The following is a 22,038-nucleotide window of genomic DNA, read 5'->3' as shown; positions in this document are numbered from 1 at the left end:
GACCCGGACCCGGACCCGGACCCGGACCCGGACCCGGACCCGGACGTAGGACCCGGACGTAGGATGGCCGACCATGACCGACTGGACCACGAGCGCGCCGGAGGCGCTCCGGACCTACGCGACGCTCGACAGCCACGGCGGCAAGGTCTCCAAGCGGGTCGAGGTGCTGACGGACGTGCCGTCCTCGGCCGCTGACGGGCGCCACGACGGCATGGTCGCCGTCCGCGGCCCCTGGCCCACGGGCGCGCTCGACGAACACGCCGAGGACGGCGCCGAACTCGTCCGCGGCACACCGACCGTCGGCTGGGTCGACCCCGCGACGCTCCGCGACTGGTACCGGCCCGACCTGGTGATCGTGCCCCTCCCCCAAGCGCACGGTGCCGGACTGCGCCCCGGGCTCTTCGCGGACACCCGCACGCGCGGTCGCGTCCGCATCGACGACCGGGAGGGTCACGTCGGCCCCGACGGTCGGCCCGCGTTCCGCGCGTTGGCCGGGTCGCCCGGGGACCTCCGGCTCGACGCTCCCCTGCCGCGGGACGAGGTCGTCCGCGTCGTCGAGGTGCGCGACGACGCCCGGACCGAGGACGGTGCATCGGCCGTCGCGGTGCTCACCACGCCCGTGTTGCCCGTGCTCGCGCCCGGGGTCTACCCTGACCACGCTGGCGACCGCGCGGGTCTGCCGCCCGCGCCCGCACCCGGGTCGGTCCGTGTCCGTGCCTTCTGGGTCGAGCAGGGCGAGCGGGCCGAGATCGTCCGCCTCGACGCCCCCGCGAACACCATGTGGGTCGACCGCGGCCACCGGGGTCCGGTGCCCGTGGCGGTCTCCGGCGTCGGGCCCGACCTGGTCCGGTACGTCACCGAGGCCGTCGCCGCGTAGGCGTACCCCGCTCGGTCCCGGCCGTCGAGGTGCGTGTCGGGGGTGCGGCGTAGCCTCCCGGGCATGAGCAACGCAGACGACCACGCCGGCGAGACCCTCGGCGGCCCCCGCCCCGACCCCTCGACCACCGCGAGCAAGGACCCGTCGGACTGGGTCACCGGTGACGAGCCGATGACCGGCCCGCAGCGCAGCTACCTGGACACGCTCGCGCGTGAGGCCGGTGAGGAACTCCCCGCCGACCTGACCAAGGCCGAGGCGTCCGAGAACATCGACCGGCTGCAGCAGGAGACCGGGCGCGGGCAGGACTGACGCCGCTGACGGTGCCGGTGCCGGTGCCGTGTCTCCGGCTCAGGACGCCCCGCGCTCGAGCCGGGCGAGCACGCGCCGCGCGATGGACCGCCCCGCACGGTCGGCCCCGAGCGTCGAGGCCTGCGGCCCGTACCCCGCCAGGAACACCCTCGGGTCGCGGATCGCCTGGCCCTCGGCCACCTCGATCCCGCCCGCCGGGGTCCGCAGCCCGAGCGGACCGAGGTGCCGGACGTCCGGCCGGAACCCCGTGGCCCAGATGATCGCGTCGGCGTGGTGGAACGACCCGTCGGCGAGCCGCACGCCGTCGGGCTCGATGCGCTCGGGGACCGGGCGCGGGACGAGCACTCCGCGATCCAGGCCACTCCGGATCCGCGGTGACACCGGAACGGCCGTCCCGTGCACGATGCTCGGCAGGACCGAACCCGCTCGGGCAGCTGCGTCCTGCTCGGCCACGGCGGCCACGGCGGACTCCACGCCGAGCGTCGACTCGTCCCGCCAGTCGACCGGACGGCGGGTGCACCACGTGACCGAGGCCGCCACGCCGTCGAGCTCGAGCACGAAGCCGATCGCACTCGTGCCGCCGCCGACCACGACCACGTCCTGGCCCCGGAACTCCTCGGCGCTGCGGTAGCCCGTGGTGTCGAGCTGCCGACCGGCGAACCGGTCGCGGCCCGGGTACCACGGCACGAAGGGCGTGCCCCACGTGCCGCTGGCGTTCACGAGCACGGCGGTCCTGAGTTCGCCCGAGGTGCCGTCAGCTGCTCGGAGGGTCGCCACGAGGTCACCCGCCCACCCGCGGTCCCCGCCGCCGCGGTCCCCGCCGACCTGGTCCCCGCCGCCGCCGTCCCCGCCGCCGCGGTCCCCGCCGTCGTCCGCGCCGCCGTCGTCCGCGCCGCCGCGGTTCCCGCCGCCGGCGTCCGCGCCGCCGTCCCGGCCGCCGTCGGCCACACGGACCACCTCCACCGGGCGGTCCACGTGGATCCCGTGGTTCGCTTCGTAGCGGCCGTAGTACTCCGCGACGACGTCCCGGGCAGGACGCTCCGGGTCGGCGTCGGCGAAGTGCAGGCCCATGGCCCCCATGCCCGGCAGGTCGTGCACCCGGTGCGCCGCGCCGAGCCGCAGGGCTTCCCACCGGAACTGCCACGCGCCTCCCGGCCCGGGTGCCCGGTCGACGACGACCACCTCGTGCAGGCCGACGGTGCCCGCGGAGGACGCCGGATCGGCGGTCCGGAGCCCGAGCCGGCCGAGATGGTAGGCGACCGCGAGCCCGGCCTGACCCGCACCGACGACGAGCACGCGCGTGCGTCCGGTCGGCAGGGTGGCGTGCATCCCCTCGATTCTCCTGTGGACGCCCCCCGACGACCATGAGCGGATCGGGGTACATGGTAAAGTGACCGCTAGATTTCGAAACCACGCACCGTTCGGCTGCCCGGGTTCGACCCGGAGAGACGGGCCCGAGCCGGATGCCGGGCCGATCACACGAGGGGGTCACGCATGGGGCGCGGCCGTCAGAAGGCGAAGCACACCAAGGTCGCTCGGGAGCTGAAGTACTTCAGCCCCGAGACGAATTACGGTGCGCTCGAACGCGAGCTGTCCGCAGGGCATGAGTCCTCGGACGACTACGTCGACAAGTGGGCAGATCAGTACGCCGACGATGACGACGAGGTCGAGCAGGAGCAGGACCAGCACGACCGGTCCGCCTGACCTCGTCGTCCGGCCCGGGCGTCGTCCCGGATGGGGATCGGCATCGTCGGGAGCAGCGCCGCGCGGAGGACCGCGCGGCGCTTCGCTGTGTCCGCAGGCTTCGTGCGCGCCGGTCAGCGACCGCGCGCCCCGACGACGAGTGCGCCGTCGCCTGATCGCGCCGTTGTCGCCCGCACGCGCAGTCGGCGCGCGGCCGCAACGGGCGCGGGTCGAGGACACACGGGCGCCGTCGTCCGGGCGCGCAGGTGTCGTCCGGGCGCGCAGCGGCGTGCAGGCCGATCGCGCAGCGACGTGCAGGCCCGAGCGCGCAGTGGCGTGGAGGCCCGAGCGCGTCAGTCCGCGTAGCGTCCGACCAGGCGGACCGCGCCCCCGTCGACGCCCTTGGCGCCCTGCTCGAACCCGTCGAGGTCGTGCTCGGCGGTCGAGACCTCGCCGACCTGCCAGGCGGCGAGCCCGGAGGCCCCGAGCGCGGCGACGATCTGCGGGGCGGCGGACCGCGCGACGACGGCGATCATCCCGACGCCGAGGTTCCAGGTGCCCTCGGTCGACTCGACGCCCATGTCGCCCATGTCGGCGAGCACGCGGAAGACCGGGAGGGGCGCCCACGTCGTGCGGTCGACCTCGGCCCAGGCACCGCGCGGCAGGACCCGGGCGAGGTTCGCCGCGATGCCCCCGCCCGTGACGTGGCTCAGCGCGTGCACGGTGCCGGCGAACACGGGGTCGCCGAGCAGGTCGAGCAGCGGCGCGGTGTAGAGCCGGGTCGGCTCGAGCAGGACCTCGCCCACGGTGCCGCCGAGGTCGTCCGAGTGGTCGGTGTACCCGACGCCCCGCGCGGCCAGGACGTGCCGGACGAGGGAGTAGCCGTTCGAGTGCAGGCCGGACGACGCGATCGCGATGACCGCGTCCCCGTCCTGCACGAGCTGCGGGCCGAGGGCGAGGTCGGCCTCGACGACGCCGACGGCGGCACCGGCGACGTCGTAGTCGTCCGGACCGAGCAGCCCGGGGTGCTCCGCGGTCTCGCCACCGACGAGCGACGTGCCCGTGGCCGAGCAGCCGCGGGCGATCCCGGCGACGATGTCCGCGATGCGACCGGGCACGACCCGGCCGCAGGCGATGTAGTCCGTCATGAACAGCGGCCGCGCGCCGACCACGACGATGTCGTCGACGACCATGCCGACGAGGTCCTGGCCGATCGTGTCGTGCTTGTCGATCGCCTGCGCGATGGCCACCTTGGTGCCCACGCCGTCGGTCGAGGTCGCGAGCAACGGACGGCTGAAGTCCCGCAGGAACGAGACGTCGAAGAGCCCGGCGAACCCACCGACGCCCCCGAGCACGGACGCGGAGTGCGTCGCCGCCACCGCGGTCTTCATGAGCTCGACGGCGAGGTCGCCCGCCGCCGTGTCCACACCGGCCTCGGCGTAGGGATTCGCCATTCGTTCATCCTCCGAGGGCGTGGCAGACTTGTTCGGTACCCCCCACTCTACGGTCTGGAGTCCGCTGCGCATGTGCGGCATCGTCGGTCTCGTCTCCCAGGGACCAGCCAACCAATCCATCTACGACGCACTCCTCCTCCTGCAGCACCGCGGGCAGGACTCGACCGGTATCGCCACCGCCGAGGGGCACGTCTTCCACTCCCACAAGACCCGCGGACACGTGCGCGAGGCCTTCCGCACGCGCGACATGCGCGCACTCCTCGGCACGATGGGCCTCGGCCACGTCCGGTACGCCACGAAGGGTGCCGCGAGCAACGAGGAAGAGGCCCAGCCCTTCTACGTGAACGCCCCCTACGGCATCGTGCTCGTCCACAACGGGAACCTGACGAACACGCGTGAGCTCACGCGCGAGCTGTTCGACATCGACCGCCGGCACCTCAACACGTCGTCGGACACGGAGCTGCTCGTCAACGTCCTGGCGCACGAACTGCAGGCCCAGGTCCGCGGCACCGACCTCGACCCCGACCAGGTGTTCGACGCCGTCGCACGCGTGCACGAGCGGGTCGAGGGCTCCTACGCCGCGATCGCGCTCATCGCCGGGCAGGGCGTCCTGGCCTTCCGCGACCCCTACGGCATCCGGCCGCTCATCCTCGGGCACCGGTTCGACGACGCGGGGTCGAGCGAGTGGATCGTGGCGAGCGAGTCGCTCGTGCTCGAGTCCGGCGGGTACGACATCGTGCGCGACGTCGCCCCGGGCGAGGCCGTGTTCATCTCGGTCGACGGGCAGATGGTCTCGCGCCAGTGCGCCGTCGAGCCGCGCCTGGTCCCCTGCTCGTTCGAGTACGTCTACCTGGCTCGTCCGGACTCGATCATGAACGGCATCTCGGTGTACGAGGCCCGGCTCCGCCTCGGCGAGCGCCTGGCGGACACCGTCGCCAAGTACGCGCCTGCAGGCGACATCGACGTCGTCATGCCGATCCCGGACTCGTCACGGCCCGCGGCGATGCAGGTCGCGCGGAAGCTCGGCATCGAGTATCGCGAGGGCTTCTACAAGAACCGGTACGTCGGCCGCACGTTCATCATGCCTGGGCAGGCGGAGCGCAAGCGATCGGTGCGCCAGAAGCTCAACGCGATGTCGAGCGAGTTCAAGGGCAAGAACATCCTCATCGTCGACGACTCGATCGTCCGGGGCACCACGAGTCGCGAGATCGTCGAGATGGCCCGCGCGGCGGGGGCGAACAACGTGACGTTCACGTCAGCCGCGCCGCCGGTCCGCTACCCGCACGTCTACGGGATCAACATGCCGACCCGCGCGGAGCTCATCGCGCACGGCCGCCGGATCCCGGAGATCAACGCCGTGCTCGGGAGCGACCACCTCATCTACCAGGAGGTCGCGGACATGGAGCAGGCGATCATCGAGGGCTCGGACGTCACCGAACTCGAGATGAGCTGTTTCACGGGCGAGTACGTGACGGGCACCGTCACGCCGGAGTACCTCGCCTGGGTCGAGGCGAACCAGCTCAGCTGACGCCCGACGCACGTGTGCGTGACGGCCGGGAGGCCCGCCTCCCGGCCGTCACGCGTGTCCGGCCCGCCGGACCAGGCGTGGTGCTCGGACCGGAGGGAGGGCGCCTGCGGTCGCCCGCGGCGCCCGCGGCGCCTGCGGTCGTCCGCGGCGCCCGCGGTCGGGCTCAGCGCCCGCGGTCGTCCTCGACGACGCCGTCGACCGTCTCGGTCGGCGATGTGATGCCGAGGTGCTCGGCGGTCAGCCGTCGGGCCTGCTTCGAGAACCGGTGGTCGAGCACGATCGCGACGATCGCGCCGATGACGCCGCCCGCCGTCACACCGTAGAACGAGAAGTACCCGACGAGACCCCAGAACCCGACGTCGGACCCGCGGCTCGTGCCGGTCGTGGCGACGGACGCGCCGTCGGCGAGGTGCTGCGTGGCGAGCACGACGAAGAAGGTCACGACGAATCCGAGCAGGCCGCCGCCGACGATGAACACGCCGAACTTCGGAGCACGCCGGATCGAGACCTCACGACGCGACGCCACTTCGGACGGGGCGGGGACGGACGCGTCGACGGTCCGCGGTTCGTCGGGGGTCCCGCGGTCTGGGGACGGCTCGGTGGTGCTCACCGGACCATTGTCCCCCACTGTGGGACATCCGCAGCCTGGTCATGGGTCCCCCGGACCGAGGACAATGGGGGACGACGAAGTCCCGACATGCGAGGAGCGACGGCCGTGGTGGAGCCGGAGGACGACACGCGCCGATGGGTTTCCCGTCCCGGTGCCCGTCTGCCGTGGCCACTCGTCCCGCGGCGCGAGGAGGACCGCGCCGTCACCGTGCTCGCCGACGACGGCTGGAGCGTCGCCATCGTCGGCGCGGCGGGACTCGGCAAGAGCGTCGTGGCCGCGCGCGTCACGGACCGCGTGGCGCAGCGCAGCACCGGGGACGTCCGGGTCATCCCGATCACGGCCTCACCGCACGAGACGGCCAAGCCGTTCGCGGCCGCCATCGCCCGGTTCGGGGACCTGCCTGCCGCGGCGCTCACCGACGAGCTCGAGGCCGAGCACACCCTCCGCGTCGCGGCGGACCTCGTCGACCGCGACGTCGTCCTGCGCATCGACGACGCCGACCACCTCGACCCGATCACCGCGCGGTACGTCGCCTGGCTCGTCCGGCACGCGCACGCACGGCTCGTGCTGACCTGCCGCGACTTCACCCGGCTCGAGGAGCCCCTGCGCCGCCTGTGGCAGGACGACCTGCTCGAACGCATCGACCTGACGCCGCTCGACCTCCGCGAGACCGAGCGGCTGCTCGAGCGGGCGCTCTCCGGTCCGCTCGAGCACGCCAGCGTGGAACGAGTGCACCGCGCGACCCGCGGCAACCCCCTGCACCTGCGCGAGGTCGTCCGCGCGGCGGTCGCGTCCGGCGCCCTCGAGCGGACCGCGTCGGGGTGGTACTGGCCCGGGCGGATCACCGCGTCGAACAGCCTGGCGGACATGTACCGATCGGAACTCGCGGGCCTCGAACCGGCCCTCCGGGACGTCGTGGACATCGTGGCGTTGGCGGACCCGATCCCGTTGTCGCGGCTGCTGGCCCTGGTGGACGACGCCGATGTCGACCGCGTCGCGTCGCTCGGTATCGTGTCCGTCGACTCCGACATGACGGCGGACGGCACACCGGTGGTCCGGCCCGCCCACCCGCTCGTCGGCGAGGTCGTCCGGTCCCTCGTCCCGGTGGCACGTCGGGCCCGGTTGTTCGCGCGGGCGAACGCGTTCCGCGCTGACCCGGTCGGCGGGGACGCCCCACCGGCCGCGCGCCTCCGTGCCGCGTTGTGGGCGCTCGAGTGCGGCGTCGTGCCGTCGGCCGACCAGCTGCTCGACGCCGCCGGGGTGGCGGTACGGCTGCAGGAGTACGAGAGCGCGACGGCGCTCGCCTCGTCCGCGTTGTCGGCCGACGACACGACGTTGGCGGTGTCGGTGGCCGCGCTGTGCCTCCGCGCGACGGCCCGCACCTACGGGGTCGGGCGTGAGGCCGCGCGCCACGACGCCGAACGTGCCTGGCTGCTCGCCCGCTCCGACCCGACCGCCCTGCCCGGGGACCTGCTCGTCGAGGCCGTGGAGGTCCTGGCGAACCTCCGGCAGTTCCACGACGACGACGTCGACGCCGCGGTCGCCCTGGTCGAGGAGGCCGCGACGCTCGTGGACGACGCGTCCCGGGAGCGTCTCCGGGTCCTCCGGCTGACGCATCTCGGCTGGGGCGGCCGGTTCGCCGAGGTGCTCGCCGAGGTCGAGCGCAGCGGCGTGCTGCACGCGCCCGTGATCCCGTTCGGGTTCCTGGCGATCGCACCGTGCGCCGTGGTGGCACTCGCCACGACCGGCCGGATCGGCGAGGCCCTGCGGCTGTGCCGGACGTCACTCGAGGTCGCCGCAGCGAACATCGAGGTCGCGCCGTGGAGCCTCGGCGAGCTGTACTCGGTGCTGCACCAGGTCCAGCTCTGGGCGGGCGACGTCAGCGGCCTGACGGTGCAGGTCGACCGTCGGTGGAGCCCGTTCTTCAAGTACGACTTCACGCTCGAGCTCCTCGGCGCCGGCAACCAGGCGCTCGCGGAGCGCCGCTGGGACGACGCGATCACCGCGTTCTCCGGCGCGTGCGAGCGGTTCGCGGTGCTCGACCACGGCGGGTTCGCCGGATACGCCTGGGCGAAGCTCGCGTTCGCGCAGGCCGTCGCGGGGCGGACGCGCGAGGCCGTGGTGTCGGCGGAACGCGCCCGCGCGACGCCGCTCCGTGGGATGCGCATCACGGGCGAGGAGATCCCGCTGAGCCTGACGTTCACGGACTCGGTGCTCGGGCGGCCCGCCGCGATGGCGGACGCCATGACGATCGCGCAGCGGTCGGAGCGCTCGGGCGCGTGGATGCCGGCGATGCTCGCGCGCAACGTCCAGTTCGTGCTGCTGTTCGCGCAGGGGGCGGACACCCGGGGCGCCCTGGCCCGGCTCCGCGCCGCCGCCGAGCACGTCGAGGGTGCCCTCGCGCCGGCGATCGTCGGCCACGCAGCGGCGCTCGCGAGCGGGGACGAGCGGGTCATCGCCGAGGCACGTGCGACCCTGGCGGCCGCGGGCGTGATGATCCGCGTCGGCCAGAAGGGCCCCCCGTTGACCCGTCGCGAGTACGAGGTCGCGGAGCTCGCCGGGCAGGGGCTGAGCAACCGACAGATCGCCGAGCAGCTCGGCCGGAGCGTCCGCACGATCGACGCGCACATCGCGCGGATCTTCGCCAAGTGGGACATCCACTCGCGGTCGGAACTCGTCGATCGACTCTGATCGTCGAGTCCGCCGCACACCACGTGCGCCGTGATCACGGCCATGGCACCCACACGAACGCTGTTCGGGCAGCGTCGTGTGGGTGTCGTCGGGGTCGGGCCCGTTCGGGTCGGGCCCGCCTCCCGGTGGCGTCACCAACGCTAACGAGGGGACCCACCGGTCGGCATCGGTAAGCAGGTACCTAAATCTGTCACCCGCCCGAGGGACACGGGGGACAACCGGACCGATCGAGCGCGGTCAGGCGCGCGGCAGGCGGACCGGGAGGAACGGGGCCAGGTCGGCGCGTGATCCCGACGCCGTCACGCGCGCGGCTCCGACCGCCTCGGCCCAGGAGATCGCCCCTGTGGCGAGGGCGATCCAGGTCGCGGCATCGGTCTCGACCACGTTCGGCGGCGTGCCGCGCGTGTGGCGCGGTCCCGGAACGGCCTGGACAGCTCCGTACGGGGGGACACGGACCTCGACGCTGTTGCCCGGCACGGTGTCGGCGAGTTCCTGGAGCGTCCACCGCACGGCGGTCGCGGTGGACGTGCGATCGGTGGCTCCGCCCTGCACGGCGGCGAGCGCGGCGGCGCCCTCGGCGGCGTCGATGGTCCTGCGGGGCACGGCGTCAGCGTACCGCCCGGGCCGGCGGTCGACCGTCGCTCGGTAGGCTGTGGCCGTGCGCATCCTCGTCCTCGGTTCCGGTGCCCGTGAGCACGCGATCATCGCCGCGCTCCTCGCGGAGGACGCCGGCCACGTCATCACCGCAGCCCCGGGCAACACCGGTATCGCCGCCGACGTCGAGACGGTCGGGCTCGACGCGACGAACCGCGGGCTCGTGACGGAGTACGCGATCGAGAACGGCATCGAACTCGTCGTGATCGGCCCGGAGGCCCCGCTCGTCGAGGGCGTCGCGGACGCGCTCCGGACGCGCGGCATCGCGGTGTTCGGGCCCGGCAAGGCCGCGGCGCGGATCGAGGGCTCCAAGGCGTTCGCCAAGCGGATCATGGCCGAGGCCGGGGTCCCGACGGGCGAGGCCGCCCACGTGGGAACGGCGGACGAGGTCGAGGCCGCCCTGGACCGCCTCGGCGCGCCGTACGTCGTCAAGGCGGACGGGCTGGCGGCCGGCAAGGGCGTGCTCGTGACCGAGGACCGCCAGGCCGCCGTCGAGCACGCGACCTACTGGCTCCAGTACGGCCACGTCGTCATCGAGGAGTTCCTCGACGGCGAGGAGGTCTCGCTCTTCTTCTTCAGCGACGGCCACGACGTGCTGCCGATGACCCCCGCGCAGGACTACAAGCGGCTCGGGGACGGCGACGTCGGGCCGAACACCGGCGGCATGGGGGCGTACTCGCGCCTGCCGTGGCTCGACGAACGCTGGGGCTCCGAGCGGGCCTTCGTCGACGAGGTCACCGAACTCGTGGCGCTGCCGACGGTCCGCCGGCTCGAGCACGAGGGCACCCCGTTCATCGGGCTCCTCTACTGCGGCCTCATCGTCACCGAGCAGGGCGTCCGCGTCATCGAGTTCAACGCGCGGTTCGGCGATCCGGAGACCCAGGTGGTGCTCCCCCGCCTCGTGACGCCGCTCAGCGCGCTCATGCTCGCCGCCGCGACCGGACGGCTCGGCCAGACCCCGCGTCCGGAGTTCGCGCCCGGTGCCGCCGTCACCGTCGTGCTCGCGAGCGAGGGGTACCCCGACAACCCCGTCACCGGCCGGCCGATCACCGGACTCGACGACGCCGCGGCACTCGAGGGCGTGACCGTCCTGCACGCCGCGACGGGGATGCTCGAGGGACAGCTCATCGCCACGGGCGGCCGGGTGCTCAACGTCGTCGCGATCGGTGACTCGTTCGAGCAGGCGCGGGCCCGGGCCTACGCCGGCCTGTCCCGGATCCACCTCGAGGGCGCGCAGTACCGCACCGACATCGCGGCGCGGGTGGCACGGTGACCGCCGCGGAGACGGGGGGCGTGCGCCCCTCGACCGCAGCGGAGCTCGAGGGCTGGCGGCACGTCGCGACCGGCAAGGTCCGTGACCTGTACGTGCCGGCGAGCGCGGCCTCCCCGGCGACCGCGACCGAGCTCCTGCTCGTCGCGAGCGACCGCGTCAGCGCGTTCGACCACGCGCTCGAACCGCCGATCCCCGGCAAGGGCGAGCTGCTCACGCGGCTCTCGCGGTTCTGGTTCGCGCAGCTCGGGGACGTCCCGAACCACCTGCTCGGCGAGACCCACCAGGGCACGCCCGTACCGGAGGCCGTGGCGGCACGGTCGATGCGCGTCCGGCCGCTCACGATGTTCCCGATCGAGTGCGTCGTGCGTGGGTACCTCGTCGGCAGCGGCTGGGCGGAGTACCAGGAGACCGGGAGCGTGTGCGGCGTCGCCCTGCCCGCGGGGCTGTCGAACGGCGACCGGCTGCCCGAGCCGATCTACACCCCCGCGTACAAGGCCCCGCAGGGCGCCCACGACGAGAACATCACCTACGAGCGGACGGTCGAGCTCGTCGGGCCGGACGTCGCCGCCGCGCTCCGCGACATGTCCCTGCACGTGTACGAGTCCGCGGCCGCGATCGCCCTGCAGCGCGGCGTCGTCATCGCGGACACGAAGTTCGAGTTCGGCCACGACGCCGCCGGGCAGATCCGGATCGCGGACGAGGTCCTGACGAGCGACTCGAGCCGCTACTGGGACGCCGAGGCCCACGAGGGCGGCGACCGCACCGCGTCGTTCGACAAGCAGATCGTGCGGAACTGGCTCACCGAGCACTGGGACGGGCAGGGCACCCCGCCCGTGCTGCCCGACGAGATCGTCGAGCGGACCGCAGCGCGGTACCGGGAGCTCATCGAACGCCTCGGCGCCTGACCCGCCGCGTCGCAGCACGGCACCGGCCGGTCACGCTCCGAGCACCGGTCCGGGAGGCGCGACGTACGCTGGATCCGTGCCTCGCGTCCTGTGCTCCATCGCCCTGGCCGCAGGCCTCGTCACCGGCCTGGCCGGCTGCTCCGTCCACGACAGCACGGGTCGGGTGAGCGTCGACGTGAGCACCGACGCCGCGCAGGGACACCGCTACACCGTGCAGGTGCTCGACGCCGACGGGCAGCTCGTCGAGCACCAGTCGATGCTCCCCGGGCAGTCGTCCGACTTCGCCGGGGTGCCGCTCGGGCGCATCACGGTCCGCGCGTCGGGGCTCTGCACGCTGCGCACGACGCTGCACGTCGACGAGGTCGTCCACGTCCGGCTCGGCACCGGGGGCTGCCACCGCTGATCTCCGCTCCGGCGTGTGCCGCCCGTCGACGGTCATCAGCGAGGCCATGATGTCCGAGGCGGACGGGACAACCGACGGGGAGGACGACGACGTGGTCGACCGAGGGACATCAGCGCGACCGGTCGCGCTCGTGACGGGGGTCGGGCGCCGCGCGGGCATCGCGGCGGCGCTCGCGGAACGGCTGGCGGCGGACGGCTGGGACCTCGCCTTCAGCTGGTGGGGTCCGTACGACGAGCGCGTGTACGGCGCACCGGACCCCGAGGGGGTCGACGCGGTGGTCGAGGCCTGCGCCGCTGCCGGTGCCCGAGTGGCGCGCCTCCCGGTCGACCTGGCGGAGGCGGACCAGGCGGCGGGACTCGTGCCCGCGGCGGCGGCGGCGCTCGACGCACCGGTGGCGGCGCTCGTGCTGTCGCACGCCGAGTCGGTCGACTCGTCGATCGCGAGCACGACGGTCGAGGCCTTCGACCGGCACGTCGCGGTGAACGCCCGGGCCACGTTCCTGATGATCCAGGCGTACGCCGAGGCACTGCGGGGCCCGGCCGCCGAGGTCCCGCGGGAGCGGCGCCGGATCGTCGCGCTGACGAGCGACCACACCGCGTTCAACCTGGCGTACGGCATGAGCAAGGGCGCGCTCGACCGGATCGTCCTGGCCGCCGCCAAGGAGCTCGCCGACCTCGGTGTCGCGGCGAACCTCGTGAACCCCGGACCGAACGACACCGGGTGGATGACGCCCGAGGTCGTCGAGATGGTGCTCGGGCGGACCCCCGGCGGTCGACTCGGCACCCCCGCGGACACGGCCGCGCTCGTCGGGTTCCTCTGCTCGCCCGAGGGCGGCTGGGTGAACGGGCAGCTGCTGAAGTCCGACGGCGGGTTCTCGCTCGAGGTCTGAGCCGGGGCAGGATGGAGCGATGACCGAGCCCGCACCCGAGTGGACCGTCGTCCGCGAGGGCGACCTCACCCTCACCGACCACGAGGCCATCGCGGCGATGCTCGCGCAGGCGTTCCCGGACTGGGACCACTGGTACGTCGGCGGGCGGAGCTGGAGCGGGATGCAGCCCGAACGGCGGGTGATCGCGACCGTGGACGACGTCGTCGTCGCGCACGTCGGGATCCGGCGGATGTTCGTGACCGTCGGCGGACGCGACCAGCTCGTCGGGGCGGTCGGGCTCGTCGGGGTGACCCCGCGCCTCCAGGGCCGGGGGCTCGGTGGCGAGCTCCTGGCGCGGACCGCGGCGGTGCTCGACGAGCTCGCGGTCCCCTTCGGCCTGCTCGGGACGGGTGAGGACCGCGTGCCGTTCTACGGCTCGGCCGGTTGGCGACTGCTCTCCGACACCGCGGGCTGGTACTCGGCCTTCACCGCCGACGGGGCGGGCCTCACCGTCGTCGATGACGAGGGGTGGCTCGTGCTACCCGTCCGCGCGACGCTCGAGGACTGGCCGGGCGGCGAACTGCACTGGGACGCGCAGCTGGTCTGAGCCGGATGCCGGTCCGCCGCGACGGCACCCGGTGCGGAGCACAGCGGGGCTGAGCCGAATCTCACCGAGGCGGAGCGCGCCGGACGGTCGCCGTGGACCGACAATGGAACCTCCACCGCCGCGGCTCCCGCGCGAGCCGCGGCCCCGCACGCCAGGAGGCACCCCACGCCCACGCCCGCCGTCTTCTGGAGCACCTGGCACCTCGACCCGCTCGCGGCCGTGATGCTCGTCGTCGCTGCGGTGGCGTACGGGCGGTGGCTCGTCATCGCACGGCGCCGCGGACACCAGTGGTCGGCAGCGCGGGTGCTCGGCTTCGTCGCGGCCCTCGTGCTGTTCGCGGTCCTGCAGTTCGGGATCACCGGCGTGTACGACCGGGAACTCCGCTGGGCGTTCGTCCTCCGGCTCGCGCTGCTGCTCATCGCCGTGCCGACCTTCGCCGCGCTCGGCGGCCCGCTCACGCTCGTCCGTCTGGCGGGCTCCGAGCGGAGCGTCCGCATCGTCGACGGTCTGCTGCACTCGCGGGCGGTCCGGCTGCTCGGCAACGCGATCGTGTCGCCGCTCGTCGCGCTCGCGGTGTTCGCGGTGCTCCTCACCCCGCTCGCGGCGACGATCCGCACGTCGGGCGTGTGGGAGGTCGTCATCACCGTGTTCGTCCCGATGCTCGGGTTCGCGCTCGTCGCGCCGATCTCGGAGCCGGGCGTGCTGCGCTCCACGACGTTCCTCACGGCAGAGTTCCTGCTCGCGTTCGTGGAGCTGCTGCTCGACGCCGTGCCCGGGGTCGTCATGCGGATCACGAACCACGTCATGGACCACGCGGGCGTCGGGCTCGTCGGGCCGTCGTGGGCGCCGTCCGCCCTGCAGGACCAGCACCTGGCGGCGGACCTGCTCTGGTTCATCGCCGAGGTCGGGGACATCCCGATCCTCATCGCGCTGTTCATCCGGTGGCAGCGGACCGACCGCCGCGAGGCCCGCAGCATCGACGAGCTGTCCGACGAGGAGGTCGAGGCCATGACGCGGGAACACCTCGACCGGTTCCGCCGCCAGGCCTGACCCGCCGTCCCCCCTCCGGGGCCCCCGCTTCCGCCTGTTCCCGACACTCCCGCGGTCGGACGACGGCGGCCCGTCGCCACATTCCCCGGCATGCAGCCGCACGCACCCTCTTCCCCTGGTTCTCGACATCCCCGCGGTCGAACGACGACGGCCCCGTCGCCACATGCAGGTGCATGGGACGGCGGGGCCGGGAGGCCGGGCGCGGCTACTCGAGGATGGTCGGCGTCGCGTCCGTGGTCGGGCCGACGGTGGCCGGGACAGCGGTCGCACCGGCCTCCGCCCCTGCGCCAGCACCGGCACCGGCACCGGCACCGGCACCGACCGGAGTACCAGCCGCCGCGGCAGGGGCACCGGCCTGCGCCGAGGCACCCGCACCCGCCGCCGGACGACCGGCCCCGCCCCACGCCGCGGCCTTCGGCTTCGCGAAGAACAGCGCGGCGACGATCGCCACGATCAGCACGGCCGCGGGGAGCACGAGCGCCTGCCCCATCGCGGTGCTGAACGGCAGCTTGAGGAACGACGGGAGCACCCCGATCGCGGAGGAGGCGCTGCCGGAGTTCCCCGCGCCTCCCGAGTGGGGGAACTCGGCGGAGATCCGCGACTCCATGAGCGCGGCGATGCCGGCGGAACCGAGCACGGCGCCGATCTGCCGTGTCGTGTTGTAGACGCCGGAGCCGGCGCCGGCGAGGCGCGGCGGCAGGTTCCGGGTGGCGGTGACGGACAGCGGCCCCCACATGCAGGCGTTGCCGAGGCCGAGCAGCAGCGCGGGGAGCAGGATCCAACCCCAGGCCGCGTTGCCGGCGATGAGGGAGCCGATCCAGAACAGCCCGGCCGAGGTGCAGGCGAGCCCGAACGCCCCGATCCACTTCGGGTTGACGCGGTGCATGTTGCGCCCGACGAACGGCGCGAGCCCCGCGGAGAGCACGGCCATGGGCGTGAGGAGGAGCGCGGCCTGCGTCGGCGAGAACGCCGTGACGTCCTGCGCCCAGAGCGTCACCGGCAGCGCGAAGGACGAGATCGAGACGCCGACGGCCGTGATGGCCAGGTTGGCGAGCGAGAAGTTGCGGTCCGCGAACAGGCCGAGCGGGAGGAGCGGCTCACCTTTCTGCACGCCCTGCCACACCACGAACGCGGCGAGCACGACGATGCCGGCGATGATGAGCGACCAGACGGAGATCGGGCCCGTGATGGTGCCCCAGTCGTAGGTTGCGCCCTCCTGGATGCCGAAGACGAGCAGGAACAGCCCGGCGGCGCTGAGCACGATGCCGAGGACGTCGAACGAGTGCGCGTGCGTGTCGAACGTGGGGACGAGCCGCTGCGCGAGCACGAAGGCGACGACGCCGACGGGCACGTTCACGAAGAAGATCCACTGCCAGCCGAGGCCGTCGACGAGCAGGCCGCCCGCGATCGGTCCGACGAGGGTCGCGACGCCGGCCGTGGCACCCCAGAGGCCCATGGCGGCACCACGGCGCTCGGGCGGGAACATCCGCGTGATGGTCGCCATGGTCTGCGGGGTCATCATCGCGGCACCGAGGCCCTGCACGACGCGGGCGACGATGAGCATGCCGATCGAGCCGGACAGCCCGCACCAGAGACTGGACAGGGTGAAGACGACGAGCCCGATCTGGTACATCGTCTTCGGGCCGAAGCGGTCACCGAGGCGACCGGTGATGAGGAGCGGCACGGCGTACGCGAGCAGGTAGGCGCTCGTCACCCAGATGACGGAGTCGATGTCGGCGTCGAGCTTCCGCTCGATGGTGGGGGTCGCGACGGACACGATGGTCGAGTCGACGAGGATCATGAAGAAGCCGATGACGAGGGCCCAGAGGGCCGGCCAGGGCTTGCGTTCGGTGGTCATGCGTTCGGTTCTGCTTCCTTCTGGTGGTCAGTCGCGTGGTACGCGAGGGCGTCGGGGTGGTCGTCCGCGCCCTCCCAGTCGAGGTCGCCCGTGGTGAGGCGGTCGACGACCTGCTCGACCGCCGCGAGTTCGGCGGCGAGCACGGTGCGCTGGTACGCCAGGTCGAGCCAGTAGCGCTCGGGGAGGTGCTTCGAGGTGACGCTCTCGTACGCCTCGTCGAGGAAGGCCGTCCGTTCCCGGAGCGCGGCGATCCGCGTGCCGAGGGTGTCGAGGACCTCGACGCGGGGCAGGTTGTGCGCCTCGGCGATGGCGAGCGGGAACTCGGGGTACTCCTCGGCCGGGGTCGCGAGCATCGTCAGGAGCTGCTCGCGGAGCACCGCCCGCCCCTGCTCCGTGATGGCGTAGGTGGTGCGCTCGGGCCGGTTGCCCTCGCGGTCCGTGCCCTGCTCGACCAGGTATCCGAGTTGCGTCAGTCGCCCGACCTGGTGGTAGAGCGTGCCCGGGCGCACCTTGACGTTCCGGTCCTCCTTCCGGAGCACCATCGTCTGGAACATCTCGTACGGGTGCATGGGGCGCTCGGCGAGCAGCGCGAGCGCGGCGAACGCGAGCGGTGTCATGTCCGGCATGGAGGGCCTCCCGTCCTGTTGTCCGACGTCGACTATTCGACGTGGAATATACGCCTTGGAACAATCGGACGCAAGGGTAGACTCGGCTGGTCCCTTCCCCCCGACCCCTGTTGGAGTTGACAAGGTGCCCACGATCGTCGTCGAGGTCATGCCGAAGGCAGAGATCCTCGACCCCCAGGGGAAGGCCGTGGGCGGCGCCCTGGCCCGCCTCGGCAAGTCCGACCTCACGAACGTCCGCATCGGCAAGCGGTTCGAGGTGTCCGTCGACGGGCCTGTCGACGACGCCAAGCTCGACGAGGTCCGCGGGATCGCTGCCGACGTCTTCTCGAACGCCGTGATCGAGGACGTCGTCTCCGTCCACGTCGAGGGCGAGTGACCCCGGTGCGCATCGGCGTCATCACGTTCCCCGGATCGCTGGACGACCGCGACGCCCAGCGCGCCGTCCGCCTGGCCGGTGCCGAGCCGGTCGCGCTCTGGCACGGCGACCACGACCTCCAGGGCGTCGACGGCATCGTGCTGCCCGGCGGGTTCTCGTACGGGGACTACCTGCGCGCCGGTGCGATCGCCGCGAAGGCGCCGATCATGGCCGAGGTCATCGACGCCGCCGACAAGGGGATGCCGGTGCTCGGCATCTGCAACGGGTTCCAGATGCTCGCGGAGGCCCGGCTCGTCCCCGGCGCGCACACCCGGAACGCGCACCAGCAGTTCATCCGGCGCGACCAGAAGCTGCGCGTCGAGAACGCCGAGACCGCGTGGACGAGCGGGTTCGCGCCCGAGCAGGAGATCACCATCCCGCTCAAGAACGCCGACGGCCGGTTCGTCGCCGACAGCGAGACGATCAAGCGCATCGAGGGCGAGGGGCAGGTCGTCTTCCGGTACGTCGGGGTCAACCCGAACGGCTCCATCGACGACATCGCCGGCGTCTCGAACGAGCGCGGGAACGTCGTCGGGCTCATGCCGCACCCCGAGCACGCCACCGAGCCCGGGTTCGGGCCGGACACCCCCGCCGCGATGTCCTCGGGCACCGACGGCCTCACCTTCTTCACCTCGGTCATCGAGTCGACGCTCGTCCGGTGACGAGCACCCCCGCTCGTCACACGGCGAGCACCGACGTGACCACCCGGCGCCGAACCGTCGACGCCCGCGACCAGGAGCCTCCGCAGCCGTGACCGACGCCCAGCAGTCCGACGCCCACGCGCAGTTCGCGCCCGAGCCCGCCACGACCGCGCCGGGCGCCCCGGTCGCCGAGGCGCCGACGATCCCCGGGCCCGCTCCCGCTGGCGCCGCTGGCGGTCCGTCCGCGGGCGGCCGAGGGGTCCCGGCTCCCGACACCGTGCAGGACGCCGCCGCGACGCCCGACAAGGAGCAGCCGTACGAGGCCCTCGGGCTCACGGCCGACGAGTACGCCCGGATCCGCGAGATCCTCGGCCGCCGCCCCACCTCGGGCGAGCTCGCCATGTACTCGGTGATGTGGAGCGAGCACTGCTCGTACAAGTCGTCGAAGAACTACCTGCGGCAGTTCGGCCGGAAGGTCACGCCGGAGATGACCAAGCGGCTCATGGTCGGCATGGGCGAGAATGCCGGCGTCGTCGACGTCGGCAACGGCTACGCCGTCACGTTCAAGGTCGAGTCCCACAACCACCCGTCCTACGTCGAGCCGTACCAGGGCGCGGCCACGGGCGTCGGGGGCATCGTCCGCGACATCATCTCGATGGGGGCGCGCCCGGTGGCGGTCATGGACCAGCTTCGGTTCGGCGCCATCGACGCCGAGGACACCGCGCGCGTCGTGCACGGCGTCGTCGGGGGCATCTCGTTCTACGGCAACTGCCTGGGCCTGCCGAACATCGGCGGCGAGACCTACTTCGACCCGATCTACCAGGGGAACCCCCTGGTGAACGCGCTCGCAGTGGGGGTCCTCAAGCACGAGGACCTGCACCTGGCGAACGCGTCGGGCACCGGCAACAAGATCGTCCTGTTCGGCGCCCGGACAGGAGGCGACGGCATCGGTGGCGCGTCGATCCTCGCCTCCGACACGTTCACCGAGGGCGGCCCGACCAAGCGTCCGGCGGTCCAGGTCGGCGACCCGTTCGCCGAGAAGGTCCTGATCGAGTGCTGCCTCGAGCTGTTCCGCGCTGACCTCGTCGAGGGCATCCAGGACCTCGGCGCGGCCGGCATCTCGTGCGCGACCTCGGAGCTCGCGTCGAACGGCGACGGCGGCATGCACATCTCGCTCGACGACGTGCTGCTCCGCGACCCCACGCTCACGGCCGAGGAGATCCTCATGTCGGAGAGCCAGGAGCGCATGATGGCCGTCGTCCGGCCGGACAAGCTCGACGCGTTCCTCGCGGTCACCGCCAAGTGGGACGTCGAGACGAGCGTCCTCGGCGAGGTCACCGGCACCGGCCGCCTGGTCATCGACTGGCAGGGTCAGGAGATCGTCAACGTCGACCCCCGCACCGTCGCGGTCGACGGCCCCGTGTACGACCGGCCCGTCGCCTACCCGACCTGGATCGACGCGGTGCAAGAGGACAGCGCGGCCTCGCTCGACCGTCCGTTCGAGGGCGAGGACCTCCGCACCCAGTTCCTGCAGGTGCTCGGCTCGCCGAACATGGCGGACAAGCGCTGGGTGACGAACCAGTACGACACGTACGTCCTCGGGAACACGGCCCTGTCGTTCCCGGACGACGGCGGCATGATCCGCGTCGACGAGGAGACCGGCCTCGGTGTGGCGATCGCCACGGACGCCAACGGCCGCTACTGCTACCTCGACCCCAAGGAGGGCGCCCGTCTCGCCCTCGCCGAGGCCTACCGCAACGTCGCGACGACGGGTGCGGTGCCCGCGGCGGTGACCGACTGCCTGAACTTCGGCTCCCCGGAGAACCCCGAGGTGATGTGGCAGTTCTCGCAGGCGGTCGAGGGCCTCGCCGACGGCTGCATGGAGCTCGGGATCCCCGTCACGGGCGGCAACGTGTCGTTCTACAACCAGACCGGCACGACGCCGATCCACCCGACCCCCGTGGTCGGTGTCCTCGGGATCATCGACGACGTCGCCAAGCGGGTGCCGTCGGGCTGGCAGGACGACGGCCACAACGTCTACCTGCTCGGTCGGACCTCGCTCGAGCTCGACGGCTCGGCCTGGGCCGGCACCGTGCACGGGCACCTCGGCGGGCGTCCGCCGGCGGTCGATCTCGACCAGGAGAAGGCCCTCGCGGACCTCCTGCACGCCGCGGCCGACGAGCAGCTGCTGACGAGCGCGCACGACCTCGCCGACGGCGGGCTCGCGCAGTCGCTCGCCGAGTCCGTGCTGCGGTTCGGCATCGGCGCGCGCGTCGTGCTCGACGAGCTCGAGGACCGCGACGGCATCGACCTCGCCACCGCGCTGTTCTCGGAGTCGACCGGCCGCGTGCTCGTCACCGTCCGGCGCGAGGACGACGTCCGGTTCCAGGGACTCTGCGACGGCCGCGGGTACCCGGTGCTCCGCATCGGCGTGACCGACGCGGAGTCGCAGGCGCTCGAGCTCCAGGGCGCCTTCACCGTGCCGCTCGCCGAGCTCCGTCGGACCCACGGCAGCACCCTGCCCGAGCGGTTCGGTGCCGTGGTCGAGGAGACCGTCACCGAGGGGACGCTCGGCTGACGATGACGGTCGTCACCCTGCCGACCGCGGAGATGCTCGACCTGTTCGGGCCCGCGCCCGACGGCGTCACGCTCGAGGTGTGGGACATCGAGTCGCCCCACCCCCGGCCGTCCTCCGTCACCGGCGTGCTCATCCCGGCGTACTTCCGCGGCGGTCACCGCTGGCAGTACGTGCACGACCTGCCCGGGCTCGATCTCCTGCAGCTCCCGAGCGCGGGGTACGAGTGGGCGCTCCCCCACGTGCCCGGACACGCCACGCTCGCGAACGGCCGCGGGATCCACGACGACGAGACCGCCGAACTCGCCGTCGGGCTGGCGTTGACCTCGCTCCGGAACCTCGACGTGCACACGCTCGAGCGCACCCGGCAGGAGTGGACCGTTCGGCTCGGGCGCTCGCTCGCGGAACGGCGGGTGCTCGTGGTCGGGTACGGCTCCATCGGCCGCGAGATCGCCGCGCGGTTCGAGGCGTTCAAGTCCCACGTCACCGTCGTGGCCCGCACCGCTCGCGAGCAGGACGGCCGGCAGGTGCACGCGTTCACCGAGCTCCCGACGCTCGTGGCGACGGCCGACGTGGTCGTGCTCATCACCCCGCTCACCGACACGACGGCCGGGCTGATGTCCGCCGAACTGCTCGCCGCCATGCCCGACGGCGCCCTGCTCGTCAACGTCGCCCGCGGTGGGGTCGTCGACACCGAGGCGCTCGTGGCCGAGCTGTCGTCCGGGCGCCTGTCCGCGGCGCTCGACGTCACCGACCCGGAGCCCCTGCCCGCGGGGCACCCGCTCTGGACGACGCCGAACACCGTGTTGACGCCGCACATCGGAGGGAACACGGGTCTGAGCGTGCCGCGGACGGTGGACCTCATGCGGCGGCAGGTGGCGGCCCTGGCGGCCGGGCGGCCGCTCGTGAACGTGGTCCAGCCCGAGGCGGCGGGCTCCCCCGCGGCCTGACCGCGCCCACCGATCCCGTTCCGCCTGTCTTCGACGGTCCGGGCGTGGCCTGTGGACACGG

General features: G+C 73.1%; 21 protein-coding genes. 15 read left to right on the top strand and 6 right to left on the bottom strand.

What is annotated here, in order from left to right:
• Positions 1–73: 73 nt before the first annotated feature.
• Positions 74–877: a hypothetical protein gene (locus DEI93_RS02995; protein ID WP_111120355.1), complete on the top strand. Its 804-nt coding sequence runs from the start codon at positions 74–76 to the stop codon at positions 875–877.
• A gap of 63 nt (positions 878–940) precedes the next feature.
• Positions 941–1,186: a DUF3072 domain-containing protein gene (locus DEI93_RS02990; protein ID WP_111010194.1), complete on the top strand. Its 246-nt coding sequence runs from the start codon at positions 941–943 to the stop codon at positions 1,184–1,186.
• A 39-nt stretch (positions 1,187–1,225) separates the two neighbouring features.
• On the opposite strand, the gene DEI93_RS02985 is transcribed toward DEI93_RS02990, so the two are convergent.
• Positions 1,226–2,515: a pyridine nucleotide-disulfide oxidoreductase gene (locus DEI93_RS02985; protein ID WP_284158554.1), complete on the bottom strand. Its 1,290-nt coding sequence runs from the start codon at positions 2,513–2,515 to the stop codon at positions 1,226–1,228.
• A gap of 165 nt (positions 2,516–2,680) precedes the next feature.
• Between DEI93_RS02985 and DEI93_RS02980 the strand changes: the two genes are divergently transcribed.
• The gene (locus DEI93_RS02980) at positions 2,681–2,890 is read left to right on the top strand and encodes a DUF3073 domain-containing protein (protein ID WP_111011543.1); all 210 of its coding nucleotides are present in this window, start codon (positions 2,681–2,683) and stop codon (positions 2,888–2,890) included.
• 332 nt (positions 2,891–3,222) lie between these two features.
• Here DEI93_RS02980 and purM read toward each other — a convergent pair whose 3' ends face one another.
• Positions 3,223–4,323, bottom strand: a complete 1,101-nt coding sequence (gene purM / locus DEI93_RS02975; protein WP_111119758.1) for a phosphoribosylformylglycinamidine cyclo-ligase — start codon at positions 4,321–4,323, stop codon at positions 3,223–3,225.
• 70 nt (positions 4,324–4,393) lie between these two features.
• Here purM and purF point away from each other — a divergent pair, with 70 nt between their 5' ends.
• Positions 4,394–5,851, top strand: a complete 1,458-nt coding sequence (gene purF / locus DEI93_RS02970; protein ID WP_111011545.1) for an amidophosphoribosyltransferase — start codon at positions 4,394–4,396, stop codon at positions 5,849–5,851.
• Between the two features lie 163 nt (positions 5,852–6,014).
• Here the strand turns inward: purF and DEI93_RS02965 are convergent, their stop codons facing one another.
• A complete protein-coding gene (locus DEI93_RS02965) occupies positions 6,015–6,461 on the bottom strand; it encodes a hypothetical protein (RefSeq protein ID WP_111027221.1) in 447 nt (148 codons plus the stop codon).
• A gap of 87 nt (positions 6,462–6,548) precedes the next feature.
• Between DEI93_RS02965 and DEI93_RS02960 the strand changes: the two genes are divergently transcribed.
• Positions 6,549–9,152, top strand: coding sequence for a helix-turn-helix transcriptional regulator (locus DEI93_RS02960; RefSeq protein ID WP_111119757.1), 2,604 nt, complete (start codon positions 6,549–6,551; stop codon positions 9,150–9,152).
• 237 nt (positions 9,153–9,389) lie between these two features.
• Here DEI93_RS02960 and DEI93_RS02955 read toward each other — a convergent pair whose 3' ends face one another.
• Positions 9,390–9,755 carry a sterol carrier family protein gene (locus tag DEI93_RS02955; protein WP_111011548.1) on the bottom strand — a complete coding sequence of 122 codons (366 nt, stop codon included), beginning with the start codon at positions 9,753–9,755 and terminating at the stop codon, positions 9,390–9,392.
• 55 nt (positions 9,756–9,810) lie between these two features.
• Between DEI93_RS02955 and purD the strand changes: the two genes are divergently transcribed.
• The 6 genes from purD (at position 9,811) to DEI93_RS02925 (ending at position 14,912) form a co-directional block, all read left to right on the top strand.
• Positions 9,811–11,079: a phosphoribosylamine--glycine ligase gene (gene purD, locus DEI93_RS02950; RefSeq protein WP_111012430.1), complete on the top strand. Its 1,269-nt coding sequence runs from the start codon at positions 9,811–9,813 to the stop codon at positions 11,077–11,079.
• Positions 11,080–11,099: 20 nt separating this feature from the next.
• On the top strand, positions 11,100–11,984 hold the full coding sequence (locus DEI93_RS02945) for a phosphoribosylaminoimidazolesuccinocarboxamide synthase (protein ID WP_111119771.1): 885 nt from the start codon (positions 11,100–11,102) through the stop codon (positions 11,982–11,984).
• 76 nt (positions 11,985–12,060) lie between these two features.
• Positions 12,061–12,387 (top strand): hypothetical protein, encoded by a 327-nt coding sequence (locus DEI93_RS02940; protein WP_111119756.1) that lies wholly within the window; start codon positions 12,061–12,063, stop codon positions 12,385–12,387.
• Positions 12,388–12,478: 91 nt separating this feature from the next.
• Positions 12,479–13,276, top strand: coding sequence for an SDR family oxidoreductase (locus DEI93_RS02935; protein WP_258371895.1), 798 nt, complete (start codon positions 12,479–12,481; stop codon positions 13,274–13,276).
• A 19-nt stretch (positions 13,277–13,295) separates the two neighbouring features.
• A complete protein-coding gene (locus DEI93_RS02930; protein ID WP_111011550.1) occupies positions 13,296–13,862 on the top strand; it encodes a GNAT family N-acetyltransferase in 567 nt (188 codons plus the stop codon).
• A gap of 222 nt (positions 13,863–14,084) precedes the next feature.
• Positions 14,085–14,912, top strand: a complete 828-nt coding sequence (locus DEI93_RS02925) for a cytochrome c oxidase assembly protein (RefSeq protein WP_111119755.1) — start codon at positions 14,085–14,087, stop codon at positions 14,910–14,912.
• 205 nt (positions 14,913–15,117) lie between these two features.
• Here the strand turns inward: DEI93_RS02925 and DEI93_RS02920 are convergent, their stop codons facing one another.
• Both DEI93_RS02920 and DEI93_RS02915 read right to left on the bottom strand, forming a co-directional pair.
• Complete coding sequence (locus DEI93_RS02920; RefSeq protein ID WP_111119754.1) at positions 15,118–16,770, bottom strand: DHA2 family efflux MFS transporter permease subunit; 1,653 nt, start codon at positions 16,768–16,770, stop codon at positions 15,118–15,120.
• The gene (locus DEI93_RS02915) at positions 16,767–17,396 is read right to left on the bottom strand and encodes a PadR family transcriptional regulator (RefSeq protein ID WP_111035494.1); all 630 of its coding nucleotides are present in this window, start codon (positions 17,394–17,396) and stop codon (positions 16,767–16,769) included. Before DEI93_RS02915 ends, DEI93_RS02920 begins: the two co-directional genes overlap by 4 nt.
• A gap of 124 nt (positions 17,397–17,520) precedes the next feature.
• Here DEI93_RS02915 and DEI93_RS02910 point away from each other — a divergent pair, with 124 nt between their 5' ends.
• From DEI93_RS02910 to DEI93_RS02895, 4 genes are all read left to right on the top strand, one after another.
• Positions 17,521–17,772, top strand: a complete 252-nt coding sequence (locus DEI93_RS02910; protein WP_111011554.1) for a phosphoribosylformylglycinamidine synthase subunit PurS — start codon at positions 17,521–17,523, stop codon at positions 17,770–17,772.
• A gap of 5 nt (positions 17,773–17,777) precedes the next feature.
• Entirely contained in the window at positions 17,778–18,473 is a 696-nt protein-coding gene (gene purQ / locus DEI93_RS02905; RefSeq protein WP_111012427.1) for a phosphoribosylformylglycinamidine synthase subunit PurQ, read from the top strand.
• A gap of 256 nt (positions 18,474–18,729) precedes the next feature.
• The gene (gene purL, locus DEI93_RS02900; protein WP_111035607.1) at positions 18,730–21,030 is read left to right on the top strand and encodes a phosphoribosylformylglycinamidine synthase subunit PurL; all 2,301 of its coding nucleotides are present in this window, start codon (positions 18,730–18,732) and stop codon (positions 21,028–21,030) included.
• A 2-nt stretch (positions 21,031–21,032) separates the two neighbouring features.
• Positions 21,033–21,977 carry a 2-hydroxyacid dehydrogenase gene (locus DEI93_RS02895; protein WP_111119753.1) on the top strand — a complete coding sequence of 315 codons (945 nt, stop codon included), beginning with the start codon at positions 21,033–21,035 and terminating at the stop codon, positions 21,975–21,977.
• Positions 21,978–22,038: the final 61 nt, after the last annotated feature.

This window comes from Curtobacterium sp. MCBD17_035 (assembly GCF_003234815.2).
Taxonomy (GTDB): domain Bacteria; phylum Actinomycetota; class Actinomycetes; order Actinomycetales; family Microbacteriaceae; genus Curtobacterium.
Note: the sequence above shows the minus strand (reverse complement) of the source record. Positions and strands in the feature narration are given on the sequence as shown.

Bases quoted from the DNA above. Each gene is read 5' to 3' on its own strand.
- DEI93_RS02990 (WP_111010194.1), top strand. From the start codon at position 941: ATGAGCAACGCAGACGACCACGCCGGCGAGACCCTCGGCGGCCCCCGC.
- DEI93_RS02915 (WP_111035494.1), bottom strand. From the start codon at position 17,396: ATGCCGGACATGACACCGCTCGCGTTCGCCGCGCTCGCGCTGCTCGCC.
- DEI93_RS02985 (WP_284158554.1), bottom strand. From the start codon at position 2,515: ATGCACGCCACCCTGCCGACCGGACGCACGCGCGTGCTCGTCGTCGGT.
- DEI93_RS02960 (WP_111119757.1), top strand. From the start codon at position 6,549: ATGCGAGGAGCGACGGCCGTGGTGGAGCCGGAGGACGACACGCGCCGA.
- DEI93_RS02980 (WP_111011543.1), top strand. From the start codon at position 2,681: ATGGGGCGCGGCCGTCAGAAGGCGAAGCACACCAAGGTCGCTCGGGAG.
- purM (WP_111119758.1), bottom strand. From the start codon at position 4,323: ATGGCGAATCCCTACGCCGAGGCCGGTGTGGACACGGCGGCGGGCGAC.
- purF (WP_111011545.1), top strand. From the start codon at position 4,394: ATGTGCGGCATCGTCGGTCTCGTCTCCCAGGGACCAGCCAACCAATCC.
- DEI93_RS02995 (WP_111120355.1), top strand. From the start codon at position 74: ATGACCGACTGGACCACGAGCGCGCCGGAGGCGCTCCGGACCTACGCG.
- DEI93_RS02930 (WP_111011550.1), top strand. From the start codon at position 13,296: ATGACCGAGCCCGCACCCGAGTGGACCGTCGTCCGCGAGGGCGACCTC.
- DEI93_RS02895 (WP_111119753.1), top strand. From the start codon at position 21,033: ATGACGGTCGTCACCCTGCCGACCGCGGAGATGCTCGACCTGTTCGGG.
- DEI93_RS02920 (WP_111119754.1), bottom strand. From the start codon at position 16,770: ATGACCACCGAACGCAAGCCCTGGCCGGCCCTCTGGGCCCTCGTCATC.
- DEI93_RS02925 (WP_111119755.1), top strand. From the start codon at position 14,085: ATGCTCGTCGTCGCTGCGGTGGCGTACGGGCGGTGGCTCGTCATCGCA.